This is a genomic window from Pseudomonas sp. 10(2024), assembly GCF_045164175.1.
Classification (GTDB): domain Bacteria; phylum Pseudomonadota; class Gammaproteobacteria; order Pseudomonadales; family Pseudomonadaceae; genus Aquipseudomonas; species Aquipseudomonas alloputida.
Genome location: NZ_CP174006.1, coordinates 3,029,521 through 3,042,004, shown reverse-complemented (window position 1 = coordinate 3,042,004; position 12,484 = coordinate 3,029,521). Strand labels below are relative to the sequence as shown.

The 12,484-nt window shown below is 64.2% G+C and carries 10 protein-coding genes; 1 reads left to right on the top strand and 9 read right to left on the bottom strand.

What is annotated here, in order from left to right; genetic code table 11:
• Positions 1-107 precede the first annotated feature (107 nt).
• The 5 genes from ACI7M0_RS13535 to ACI7M0_RS13515 form a co-directional block, all read right to left on the bottom strand.
• On the bottom strand, positions 108-389 hold the full coding sequence (locus tag ACI7M0_RS13535) for a peptidylprolyl isomerase (protein WP_003248318.1): 282 nt from the start codon (positions 387-389) through the stop codon (positions 108-110).
• 80 nt (positions 390-469) lie between these two features.
• On the bottom strand, positions 470-1,531 hold the full coding sequence (locus ACI7M0_RS13530) for a 3-deoxy-7-phosphoheptulonate synthase (RefSeq protein WP_129932714.1): 1,062 nt from the start codon (positions 1,529-1,531) through the stop codon (positions 470-472).
• Positions 1,532-2,085: 554 nt separating this feature from the next.
• Entirely contained in the window at positions 2,086-2,637 is a 552-nt protein-coding gene (locus ACI7M0_RS13525) for a YbhB/YbcL family Raf kinase inhibitor-like protein (RefSeq protein WP_129932713.1), read from the bottom strand.
• Positions 2,638-2,685: 48 nt separating this feature from the next.
• Positions 2,686-2,994, bottom strand: coding sequence for a hypothetical protein (locus ACI7M0_RS13520; protein WP_003248325.1), 309 nt, complete (start codon positions 2,992-2,994; stop codon positions 2,686-2,688).
• Positions 2,995-3,075: 81 nt separating this feature from the next.
• Positions 3,076-4,374 carry an MFS transporter gene (locus ACI7M0_RS13515; RefSeq protein ID WP_003248327.1) on the bottom strand — a complete coding sequence of 433 codons (1,299 nt, stop codon included), beginning with the start codon at positions 4,372-4,374 and terminating at the stop codon, positions 3,076-3,078.
• Between the two features lie 426 nt (positions 4,375-4,800).
• Between ACI7M0_RS13515 and ACI7M0_RS13510 the strand changes: the two genes are divergently transcribed.
• Positions 4,801-5,676: an AEC family transporter gene (locus ACI7M0_RS13510; protein ID WP_014591064.1), complete on the top strand. Its 876-nt coding sequence runs from the start codon at positions 4,801-4,803 to the stop codon at positions 5,674-5,676.
• A gap of 137 nt (positions 5,677-5,813) precedes the next feature.
• Here the strand turns inward: ACI7M0_RS13510 and ACI7M0_RS13505 are convergent, their stop codons facing one another.
• The 4 genes from ACI7M0_RS13505 to ACI7M0_RS13490 all read right to left on the bottom strand — a co-directional run bounded on the left by ACI7M0_RS13505 (position 5,814) and on the right by ACI7M0_RS13490 (position 12,460).
• Positions 5,814-8,231, bottom strand: a complete 2,418-nt coding sequence (locus ACI7M0_RS13505) for a TonB-dependent receptor (protein WP_129932712.1) — start codon at positions 8,229-8,231, stop codon at positions 5,814-5,816.
• Between the two features lie 155 nt (positions 8,232-8,386).
• Positions 8,387-9,349, bottom strand: coding sequence for a FecR domain-containing protein (locus ACI7M0_RS13500; RefSeq protein ID WP_129932711.1), 963 nt, complete (start codon positions 9,347-9,349; stop codon positions 8,387-8,389).
• Complete coding sequence (locus ACI7M0_RS13495) at positions 9,349-9,855, bottom strand: sigma-70 family RNA polymerase sigma factor (RefSeq protein WP_129932710.1); 507 nt, start codon at positions 9,853-9,855, stop codon at positions 9,349-9,351. The genes ACI7M0_RS13500 and ACI7M0_RS13495 overlap by 1 nt, the downstream gene beginning before the upstream one ends.
• Before the next feature lie 88 nt (positions 9,856-9,943).
• Complete coding sequence (locus ACI7M0_RS13490) at positions 9,944-12,460, bottom strand: excinuclease ABC subunit UvrA (RefSeq protein ID WP_129932709.1); 2,517 nt, start codon at positions 12,458-12,460, stop codon at positions 9,944-9,946.
• Between the last annotated feature and the right edge of the window lie 24 nt (positions 12,461-12,484).

Here is a 12,484-nt window from a genome sequence, read left to right as displayed (position 1 = left end):
GCGGGTTTACCCGCGAATGCGTCGGAGCAGGCAACGAGGTTGTCTGGTCTGGCCTCTTCGCGGGTAAACCCGCTCCCACAGGGGGGCTGATCACCGGGAGGGGTGAATCAGTCCTGGCGGCTGGTCACTTCCAGCAGGTGGTAGCCGAACTGGGTCTTCACCGGGCCTTGCACGGTGTTGACCGGGGCGCTGAAGACCACGGTGTCGAATTCCTTGACCATCTGGCCTGGGCCGAACGAGCCCAGGTCACCGCCCTGACGGCTGGACGGGCAGGTGGAGTTGGCTTTGGCGATTTCAGCGAAGTCGGCGCCTGCTTCGATCTGGGCTTTGAGTTCGTTGCACTTGTCTTCGCTGCTGACCAGAATGTGGCGGGCGGTTGCACGGGCCATGGGTACTGCTCCTTGGGGGTAAAAAGGCAAGCCTAGCGCACTTGTCCGGGGTATGTCTCGCCAGGCTTACAACCTTCGGCCTACAGTTTTTGTGCCGCCTCACGCAACAGGGTTTCGGTCGAGGACCAGCCCAGGCAGCCGTCGGTAATCGACACACCGTATTTCAGTGTGCCCTTGCCCAGCGCCTGGCAGCCATCGAACAAGTGCCCTTCGATCATGACGCCGACCAGCGAACGGTCGCCGGCCAGGCGCTGTTCCAGCACATCATTGAAGACCGCTGGCTGGCGCGCCGGGTCCTTGCCGCTGTTGGCGTGGCTGCAATCGACCATGATCCGTGCCTGCAGACCGGCCTTGGCCAACGCCTGACGGGCTATGGCAATGCTGTTGGCATCGTGGTTCGGGCCTTTGTGGCCGCCACGCAGTACAAGGTGTGTGTCAGGGTTGCCCAAGGTCTCGATGATCGCCGGGTGGCCCTGTGCATCCATACCGAAGTGGCGGTGCGGGTGGGCCGCGCTGCGCATGGCGTCGCTGGCGATGGCGATGCCGCCGTCCGTACCGTTCTTGAAGCCGACCGGCAGCTCCAGGCCACTGACCATTTCGCGGTGGATTTGCGATTCGGTGGTGCGTGCGCCGATCGCCGCCCAGGCCAACAGGTCGTCGAAGTAGCCGGCGGCCATCGGTTGCAGCAACTCGGTAGCGATCGGCAGGCCGCGTTCGATCATGCTCAGCATCAGCCCGCGAGACAAGGCGATACCCGAGTGCATGTCGTCACTGCCATCGAGGTGCGGGTCGTAGGCAAGGCCTTTCCAGCCCACTGTAGTACGTGGTTTTTCGACGTAGGCGCGCATCACCAGCAGCAGCTTGTCGTTGACTTCGCGGCCAAGGGCGGCCAGGCGGTCGGCGTATTCAAGGGCCGAGCGTGGGTCATGAATCGAGCAGGGGCCGACGATGACCAGCAGGCGCGGGTCGCGGCCTTCGAGGATGTTGCGGATGGCCTGGCGATGGGCCTGGACTTGCTGGGCCAGTTCGCTGGGCAGTGGCATCTGCTGCTTGAGCAGGTGCGGGCTGGGCAGGCGTTTGCTGACAGTGGTGTTGGCCGCTTGCGGCTGGGTCAGGGGCAGGGCGAGGCTGGAAGCGTGCATGGCGTTTTTCCCTGGGCGGACAGCGGGTTCAAGCCCGCATGGTCGGCCCTATCGAGGTGTTCGACAGATCGTTGAATTCGTATTGGCTGCTGCATTGCCACCTGTAGAAGACCGATCGGAGGCGGCAGGCTGGCCCGAACGGGATTGGCTAAATCGCCAGGCGCAGGTGTTTGCGTAGTAATAAGTGGCGTAGTTCATGAATCTGTCCTCAAAGTGAATCGGTGTTGGTCAAAGGCCTGAAAAACAAAACCCCCGGTCGGGAAGCCGACCGGGGGTTTGAGTATTCTCATGTTCGGCGGCCCCTCGAAGGTGGACGCCGGGTGGGTATCGGCGCCTAGTGGCTAAACCAATACCCAAAGTAATAGCTGGCAGGTGCCACGCAGCCGGCAACGGCCAGCACAGGGCGCAGGCTGCGACCGGTGTGGTTGGCGTGGTTGCGGGTGTGTTTCGGCATGTTGCTCTCCAGTGAATGAGCCCGAGCTTACTTCAGTTCGTGCGGGCCATTCAATGGATAAATGCTATGGAGCCGATCATTTGTTTTTGTACTGACTGGTTCAATGGCCGTAGCGTCCGACCAGGCTCTGCGCCCCCAGGGCGTGGCCTTGCAGCAGTTGCAGCAGGCCGCTGCGGTCCAGCCCCTCGGGCAAGGTACCCAAGGGCAGGTCGGTGGCAATCAGGGTCAGGGCGTAATGATGGGGGTTGTCGCCGGCGGGTGGACAGGGGCCGCGGTAGCACTGGGTGCCACGGGAGTTGCGGCCCACTGTCACGTAGGGCCCGCTCAACCCCGCCATGCCTTCCTTGAGCCCATCCTGTTCGGGATCGATGTTGTAGGCCACCCAGTGCACCACACCCACACCCTTGCCACCGTCCGGGTCGAACATGATCAGGGCCAGCGACCGCGTACCTGCGGGCAGGTTGTCCCAGCTCAGTTGCGGGGTCCGCTCTTCACCGGCACCGCATGCCGGGTCCTGGCCGACCTGTTGCAGGGCAATGACGCCGCCATCGGTGAAAGACGAGGAACTGACCGACATCGCGCCTTGGCCGCCTGCGGCGGCTAACGCTGTGCAGGGCAGCAAGGCAGCGAACAGCCAGTGTCTGAGGTGCATGGTCAATCCTTGGCAGGGTGTCAGGGCTCAGTCTAGCCCAGGTCTGCTTCAGCGGCTGTCCTGGTCCTCGGCAGTGCCTCCGCTGGCTCCGGCACCAGAGCCGGTGGCTTCGCCGGTGCTGTTGGAGCCGCCAGACGCACCGTCGGCGGCATCGGCGTTGCTGCCGGTGTCACTGCTGTCGTTACCTTTGCTGCTACCGGGGCTGTTGACGCTGCTGCCTTCACCGGCGGTCTTGCCGCCGGACTGGTCAGTTTGCGGATGGCTGTCGGTATGGGTGTCGGTGGCGGCGAAGGCAGCGCCGGTCAGGCTGGTCAGGGCCAGCGCCAGGCACAGGGACAGCGGGCGAATGCGGATCATGGGACTTCTCCTTTGTGCAAGATCTGTCATTCGTTTGGCTGGCAGCGGCTGGCGAGGTGCCTTCTGGGCGACGAGTGGCAATCAACAAGATTCCGAGCGCTGTGCGGGTGCCGGGGTTTCGACCGGCTCCAGTGGCGGATGCTCCTGCGCCGCATGCATCAGGTCTTCGGTCACCCGCAACTCGGCACCGGTTGGCGAGAAGGTGGTCGAAGCGGTGAACGGCGCCGGGTGCTCTGCCGCCGGGCGCTTGCCGCGGCGCCACATGAAGAAGCACACCATGGCCAGGTTGACCACGGCAAACGCCCAGAACAGCCCGGCCTCGCCAAACTCGGTCATCATCGGCGAAATGGCCACCGGTGCCATGGCCGAGCCCAGCGAGTTGATCAGCAGCAGGCCTTGGATCATCGGCACCAGCGCATCGGACGGCGCGCGGTCGGCCGCATGGCTGACCGCCACCGGGTACAAGGTGAACACGCCACCACCCAGCAGGAACAGCATGGCCGGCAGCAGGAACGAGTCCGATGGCAGGAACACCGTTACAAGCGACAGGACAACGCACAACGCGGCCAGCGCGAGCAGCACATCGAGGCGGTCCTTGCGGTCGGACCAGCGCCCGACCGGGTATTGCAGCAGCATCGCGCCAAGGATCACCCAGGCCATCATGTTGCCGACCTCACCCACCTCCAGGCCGATGCGCTGAAGGTACAGTGGCAGCAGTGCATAGATGCCGGCAATGGCCACGCCCGAGCCGAAGCAGCCGACCAGGCCCGACGGTGCCACGCCCAGCAACTGGCGGGGCTTGAGGGGTTCGACCTGGTCCAGCAGCGGCGACACCCGCGGCAGGATCACGATCGGCAACACCGACAGTGCGGCCAGCACGCCGGCCAGCATGAACGGGGCGGTATCGCCTAGCTGGGTGATTTCGCCAAGACCGGCCTGGGCGATCACCCCGGCGCCGTAGAAGGCGATCATGTACAGCGCCAGCAGGCGGCCGCGGATTTTCGCGTCGCCGGCCAGCAGCAGCCAGCTTTCGATCACCAGGAACACGCCCACTGCGGCCCAGCCGTTGATCAGGCGTAGCACCGACCACCAGGTGACCTCGTAGAACAACCCTTGCAGCAGGATGGTCACGGCGATCAGCGAGGCGAAGCTGGTATAGGCGCGGATGTGGCCGATGCGCAGGATCAGCCGGTCGTTGAAGATGGCGCCGAGGGTCAGGCCGATGAAGTAAGTCGACGAGACGATACCAATGGTAGTGGCAGACTCACCGGCGGCGCCCAGGCGCAGGGTGGTCAGGGAAGACATGAAGCCGTTGCCCAGGGCAATGATGAACAGCCCGAGCAGGGGCGCCAGCGCCATGGCCAGCAAACGCGGAGACATACGTACCTCTAGTTGGATGAGCGGAATGAGCACCTTCTCGGCGCGCACACCGGCTCGACCCGGCAAGGGGCGAGTGGCGACACGGATGCGACCTGGGCAAGACTCAACCGCTGGGCGCTATGGGAGATGGGCCGGGCGGGGAGGGTTGAGCCTACTTCACATGTACGTTCATGTGTTCAGGCGCTGACTCTGTCATTGCTGCTGGTTGCCACCGTTCAAGGCGACGGGCGAAAAGGAAGCGGGATTCTACGGGCTTGGACGCTTTTGCCCAAGGGGCTCGGGTGTGCGACGAGACGCCGCAGTCTCAGCGCGACATGAACATGTCTTCCACAGACATTTTCGATGGCGGCTCCTGCGTGCATTGAAATCGGCCCGGTAATCTCACTGAGTGCTGCATAATGCCGAACCCTACCAAGGAAGGCCCCCATGTTCGCGTCGCTGTTCGCAGTCCTGGCCCCGGTTTTCATCGTCGCCGGAATTGGTTTTGCCTGGGCCCGCAAGGGCCTGGATTACCCCACTGACTTCATCGCCCGGGTGGTGATGACCGTCGGCACACCTTCGCTGGTACTGTCCACCCTCAGCCGTACCGAGCTGGACCCGAATGCCTTTACCAGCATGGCCGTGGCCTGCTTGCTGTGCACCCTGGGTATGGCCCTGGCCGCTTTGCTCGTGTGTCGCGCATCGGGCATGCACTGGCGGGTACTGCTGCCGGCGTTCATGTTTCCTAACACCGGCAACATGGGCCTGCCGATCAGTCTGTATGCCTTCGGTGAGCATGGCCTGGCCCTGGCCGTGGCATTCTTCCTGACCCTGTCGATCGTTCAGTTCACCATCGGCATGGCCATCTCCGGCACGGCGGCTTCGCTCAAGGCGCTGTTGCGCAACCCTATCGTCATCAGCCTGGCCGGCGCCATGCCCATCATTTTTCTCGATTTCGAACTGCCGCGTTGGCTGGCCAACACCGCAGACCTGCTGGGCGGCATGACCATTCCACTCATGCTGCTGACCCTGGGGGTGTCACTGGCCAGCATTCGCCTGCGTCACGTGGGCAGCGGCATGCTGCTGGGCGGCTTGCGCATTGGCCTGGGGGCTGCGGTGGGCTGGGCAGTGGGCGCGGTACTGGGTATGGACAGCCTGGAGCGTGCGGTGCTGATGGTGCAGTCGGCGATGCCGGTAGCCGTGTTCAACTACCTGATGGCGGTGCGGGCCAACCGTGAGCCAGAGCAGGTGGCGAACCTGGTGATGTGTTCTACGGTGCTGTCGTTTGCCTGGTTGCCGGTGGTGCTGGCTTGGTGGATGTAAGCCTGTTCTGGCCTTTTCGCGGGCTTGTCCGTGAAAAGGCCAGTGGCAATCACATCATGTTCTGCCGTGGATGCACCCTGGGCACCCTGCAGGAACGGCAGACGCTCCATTGTTCAAGCCTTGCTCATCAAGGCGTCTTAGAAGTCTACACTGGCCGACAAGCGCAAAACCCGCGGCGTACCTTGCGTCAGGTAGTTGTTCGAGGTCGACGCTGAAGCCCAGTAGGCCTTGTTCGCCACGTTCTCCACATTGGCGCGCAATGTCACCTGCTTGTCGTCGAGCTTGAAGCGATAGCGCCCGCCCAGGTCCACCCGGGTCCAGGCGGGGATGCTCAGGCTGTTGGCCGCATTCACATACTGGCCACCCGTGCGCAGCAGCCGGGCACTGAGCGCGGCGCCTTCGATACCGGGCACGTCCCAGTCGGCGCCCAGGTTGTACTGAAAGCGCGGCACGCCAGCAGCACGGTTGCCGTCGTTGCTGCCATAGGCCGTGTTTTTCTGTTCGGTGTGCATGAACACCGCGCCTGTCAGCAGACGCAAGCCGTCTAGCGGTTCACCGAACAGGTTCAGCTCCACCCCCTTGTTGACCTGCTCGCCGTCCATGCTGAACGTGTCCAGCGCTGCCCCGGGAACGCGATAGGTCACGCTGTTGGGCTGCTCGATACGGTACACGCCCAGGCTCGCACCAAAGCTGTTCCAGTCCAGCTTCACCCCGGCCTCTACCTGTTTGCTGCGCTTGGGCGGGAATACTTCGTTGGCATTGCTGACACTCGAGGGTGCCGTTGGCCCCTGGGCCAGGCCCTCGATGCGGTTGGCATAGAACGACACATGCTCCCAGGGTTTGATCACCAGGCCATACACCGGGGTTGTAATCGACTCATCGTAAGGCGTGTTGCGCACACCTGTGGCAGTCGCCCAGCTGTCGACGCTGATCGACTGCCGGCGCACGCCCACGGTCAACAGCACGCGGTCATCCAGCAGCCCCAGGGTGTCGGACAGCGCGATGCTCTTGTTGCGGTTTTTGCCGACGATGCGCGGGTCGTGCAAATCGCTGCCGAAATAGGTATCGGCCGGGCGCGGCACCTTGACCGGGTTGTAAAGGTTGCTGTCATAACGCTTGCTGGCCGCCAGCGCCTCGTAGGCCGAGCGCTGCTCACCCCACAGGCCGGACAGGCCAAAATTGACCCGGTGGCTGACCGGGCCGGTGGCAAAGCGGCCATTGACGCCGGCGACGGCGCTCTTGTTGTCTTCGTCGTGGGGCGCATAGAGGAACCCGCCGCGTGCAGTGCCATTCCCGTCACTGACATAGAGCGAGGAATACTCGCCGTTCTCACGGGTATGCTTGGCCCCGGCGCCGGCATACAGCATCCAGGCGTCGTTCAGGTCGTACTCGGCGTTGAGCATGCCGTAGGTGTCTTCCAGCTGCGACCAGCTCCAGGCCTGCGAGTAGTTGTCTCGCGCCGATGGCGCCCGGGGTACCTTGTTGCCGGTGGGGTAGATCACCGCACGGCCCTGGTTGATACGCTCTTTCTGGTAACCCAGGTCGGTGGACAGGCGCAGCCGTTCACCACGGTAGTCAAGGGCCACGGCAAGCAGGGTGGAATGCTGGGCCTCGTCATCGATGCCGCTGCCACCGTCATGCTGAGCCAGGTTGATGCGGGCGCCAAAACGGTTGTCTTCACCAAAACGCTGGCCCAGGTCGAGGTGGCCACCCACGTTGTCGCCCGTGGCGTAGTCGAGGGTGACATGCCGCGTAGCGCTATCTTCGGCACGCTTGGGCACCAGGTTGATCGCCCCTCCGATGCCGCTACCCTGTGGCGCGACCCCATTGAGAAAAGCACTGGAACCCTTGAATACTTCGACCCGCTCGAGTGCCTCGGTCGTCACGATCTGCCTCGGTAGCACCCCGTACAGGCCGTTATAGCTGATGTCGTCGGTGTTCAGCGGCAAACCGCGTATGGTGAATACCTGCGAAAAGTTGCCAAAGCCCGCCGACTGGCGCACTGACGCGTCATTGAGCAGCACGTCACCCAGGGTACGGGCCTGCTGGTCGGCGATGGTCTTGGCGGTATAGCTGGTAACGCTGAACGGCACGTCGCTGATTGCCTGGTCGCCCAGCACGCCCAGGCGGGCGCTACGGGCTACCTGGCCACCTTGCCAGGTATCGGTGCTGGCGGCCAGGTCGCTGTTGATGGTGGTCGCGCCCAGTTCCACGGCATTGCCCAGGTCGATCGTCGGCGCCAAGGTATAACCGCCACTGTCGGTAGTGATCAGGCTGTAGCCACTGCCGGCCAACAGACGGGCAAAGCCTTGCGCGATACTGTAGCTGCCCTCCAGGCCTTGGCTTTGTACGCCCCTGAGCAGGGCCGGGTCGAATGACAACGCCACCCCGGCGTTGGCGGCAAAGCGCGCCAGTACATCGGCCAACGGGCCTGCGGCCAGGTGATAAGTGCGCGCGGAGGTGTCGGCTGCCATCGCGGTGGGGGCAAGGGCGGCCATGGCGATGGCTAGGCTCAGGGCCTTCAAAGGCAAGCGGTACGGCTGGCGAGGCGTCATGCGTGGGTCCTGTGGGTGCAGAAATGAAGGTTCTGCACTCATCACCGGACGACGCAGGAAAAGGTATCAATCGTGCTGCCCATAGTCCCTGTGGGAACAACTGTCCTGCTCACACGTTGAAGCTTGGCGCGATCACCGGGAGCGTTGCCAGGCTTTCACACGTGTGGCTCCACAGTTACCCAGTAGCGGGTCATGCCCTGAATGTTCACCGGCAGGGTGTCGCTCAGCAGCCGCAGGCTGGCATCGGTGTCGGCCAGCGGGAATGCGCCAGACACCTTCAGCTCTCGCACTGCCGGGTGGCAGCGCAGCACGCCGGGGCGATAGCGGGCCAACTCTTGCAGCAGGTCGGCCAAGCGCATGTCGCGAGCCAGCAGCATGCCGTGCTCCCAGGCCAGGTCACCGGTTTCCAGCGGTGAGGCCGGTAGCACCCGGTCCCCATCGAAAGCGCTGCGCTCGCCTGCCTTGAGCAACAGGCTGTCGGCATGCAGCGGTCGAGTGTCGACTGCGCCTTCCAGGACGGCGACCTGGGTCAGCGGGCCATGGATGCGCACGCTGAAGCGAGTGCCCCTGGCAGTTGCCTGCCCATGCGGGGTGCGCACTGACAGTGGTCGGGCCGGGGTCGCAGGGTCTTTGGCGCTGGTCAGTAGAATTTCGCCCGCCAGCAGGTCAATGCGGCGCTGTCGCGCGTCAAAGGTGATATCGATGGCGGTGTCAGTGTTAAGCAGCACCTGGCTGCCGTCGGCGAGCGTCAGCGTGCGTTGTTCGCCGACCGCTGTATGCGCATCGGCGGTCCATTGCTGCCACGGCTTTTCGCGCCAGGCCAGCCAGGCTGCCGGTGCTGCCAGCAGCCACAGCCCCAGGCGATGCAGCGCTTGGCGACGACTTACCGCGCCGTTACGGCTCAGACGGCGCAGGGTTTCACCGGTAACCGGTGTGGGCAGGCGGCGGAAATCACCGAGGATGGCCTCTGCACGCTGCCACGCCTGGGCGTGCTGGGCACTGCGCTTGCACCAGGCCTGCACGGCGCGGTGGTCGGCCTCAGTGGCGGTGCCCGATTGCAGCTGCACCAGCCAGTCAGCCGCTTCGCCCAGGATCAGCGGGTCAATGCGCTGCACCATCACTCGATGCTCAGGCAGGCAAGGAATGCCGTACGCATGTCGCGCTTGATCGTGATCAGCGAAACCTGCAGCTGTTCGGCGATTTGGGCGTAGGTCAGGCCGTCCACCTGTGACAGCAGGAACACCTGACGTACCCGCGCCGGCATGTCGCGCAGCATGGCGTCGATGCGGTACAGGGTTTCAAGGATCAGCCAGCGCGTTTCCGGCGAAGGCACCTCGGGTTGCGGCAAATGGGCGATGGCCTCCAGGTAGGCCCGCTCGAGATCCTGGCGGCGCCAGCGGTCGACCACCAGGCCCTTGGCTATATGAGTAAGCAAGGCCCGGGGTTCGTTGCCAAAGTAGGGGTTGCCTTGGCGGCTGAGCAGACGCACGAACGTGTCGTGAGCCAGGTCGGCTGCATCGCAGGCATTGCCCAGTTTACGGCCCAGCCAACCCTGCAGCCAGCCATGGTGCTCGGTGTACAGCGTCTGGACCTGCAGGTTGAAGCTAGGTTCGGCGGGTGGCATGGCGGGCGCGAGGCTCCGGAAGCGTGAGTGCAATCAAGAATTGATCGCATTCTAATCGGCGGCCCAGGAAACTGGCAATGCGCAGGGGTCACAAGGCCTTGGCCAAAAACGCCGCCGTGCGGCTGTCGGTACATGCCGCCACCACCTGCGGCGTGCCACTGACCACCACCTTGCCCCCGGCATCACCAGCCCCCGGCCCGATATCGATCACCCAGTCGCTCTGCGCCACCACTCGCATGTCGTGTTCGACCACCACCACGCTATGCCCGCTTTCTACCAGGCGGTTCAGCTGTACCAGCAGCCGGTCGATGTCCTGCGGGTGCAAGCCGTTGGTGGGCTCATCCAGCACATACAGGGTCGCCCCGCGGGCCATGCGCTGCAGTTCGGTCGCCAGCTTGATCCGCTGCGCTTCGCCACCGGACAGCTCGGTGGCTGGCTGGCCCAGACGCAAGTAGCCCAGGCCGATATCCTGCAGCACTTGCAGACAACGGCGGGCAGGCGGTTGCTCGGCAAAAACCTGCAGGGCCTGGTCGACGGTCAACTGCAGCACTTGCGCGATGTTCATGCCTTGCCAGCTCACCGCCAGGGTTTCGGGGTTGTAGCGGGCACCCTGGCAGGTCGGGCAGGGCGCATACACGCTGGGCATGAACAGCAATTCGACGCTGACGAAACCCTCTCCCTCGCAGTTGGCGCACCGGCCCTTGGCAACGTTGAAGGAAAAGCGCCCGGCGTCGAAGCCCTGTGCCTTGGCCTGCTCGGTAGCCGCGAAGAGTTTGCGCACGTGGTCGAACAGGCCTGTGTAGGTGGCCAGGTTGGAGCGCGGCGTGCGGCCGATCGGCTTCTGGTCAACTTGCACCAGCCGCTTGATGCTGCCAAGCCCGGCGCTTACGTGGCCGCTGCTGGTCTGTTCGGGTTCGTCTTCCAGGCTTTGCGCTTCGGGCTCGCTACGTTGCTCGGCATGGCCCAGGTGTGCCCCCACCAGTTCCAGCAGGGCCTGGCTGACCAGGCTGGATTTGCCCGAGCCGGAAATGCCGGTAACGGCGGTAAAGCAGCCCAGCGGAAATGCAGCGCTCAGGTTATCGAGGTTATTGCGCGTGATGCCTTCAAGCTTCAGCCAGTCGCGGGCATGGCGGGGGGCGCGTGCGGCCTGTACCGGGGCATTGAACAGGTAGGTGCGGGTGCATGACTGTTGCACCTCGACCAGGCCGGCAGGCGGCCCGCTGTAGAGGATGGTGCCGCCGTGCTCGCCGGCAGCTGGCCCTACATCCACCAGCCAGTCGGCGCGGCGCATGGTGTCCAGGTCGTGCTCCACCACATACACCGAGTTGCCAGACTGTTTCAGGCGCTGCAGGGCTTCGAACAGCGCTTCACTGTCGGCCGGGTGCAAGCCGGCAGACGGCTCGTCGAGTACGTAGACCACCCCAAACAGCTGCGAATTCAGCTGGGTGGCCAGGCGCAGGCGTTGCAGTTCACCAGAAGACAAGGTCGGGGTGCTGCGCTCCAGGGCCAGGTAACCGAGGCCGAGGTCAAGCAGCGTATCAATGCGTTCGAGCAGCTCGTTGGCGATGCGTTGGGCCGCCAGGCGTTTTTCCAGTGTCAGCTCGTCCTGCTGCTGGGTCAGGTAGTCGGCTGCCGCCACCTTGCGGAACACCTCGGCCAGCGCCTGCAACGACAGGTGCGACAGTTCGGCGATGTCCAGCCCGGCGAAGGTCACGCCCAGCGCTTCGCGCTTCAGGCGTTTGCCCTGGCACAGCGGGCAGGGGCTGGGGTGCATGTACTGGGCCACACGCTTGCGCATCTGCGCGCTCTGCGAGTGCATGAAGGTATGCAGCACGTAACGCCGGGCACCCATGAATGTGCCTTGATAGCTGGGCTCGAGTTTGCGCTTGAGCGCTTCGCGGGTCTGCGCCGGAGTCAGGCCGGCGTACACGGGGGCGGTGGGCGTCTCTTCGGTGAACAGGATCCAGTCGCGCTGCGCCTGAGGCAGGTCGCGCCAAGGGATATCGACGTCATAGCCCAGCGTGACCAGAATGTCGCGCAGGTTTTGCCCTTGCCAGGCCATTGGCCACGCCGCCACCGCACGCTCACGGATGGTCAGCGACGGGTCGGGGACCATGGTCGCTTCGGTCACCTCGTAGACACGGCCCAGGCCATGGCACTGCGGGCAAGCGCCCTGGGGCGTGTTCGGAGAAAAGTCTTCGGCGTACAGCATCGCTTGCCCGGCCGGGTAATGGCCAGCGCGGGAATAGAGCATGCGGATCGAACTGGACAAGGTGGTCACGCTACCCACCGAGGAACGTGCACTCGGCGTGCCGCGTTGCTGCTGCAGGGCCACCGCCGGCGGCAGGCCATCGATGGCATCCACATCCGGCACGCCAACCTGGTCGATCAGGCGCCGGGCATAGGGCGCGACCGATTCGAAATAGCGGCGCTGGGCTTCGGCATACAGCGTGGAGAATGCCAGCGAAGACTTGCCCGAGCCAGACACGCCGGTGAACACCACCAAGGCGTCGCGGGGGATATCGACATCGATGTTCTTCAGGTTGTGCTCGCGGGCGCCACGGACGCGGATGAAACCGCTTGGGGTGGTCGGGCTTGGAGGCATGAAGCAGTCCTTGTCTGAAGCTGA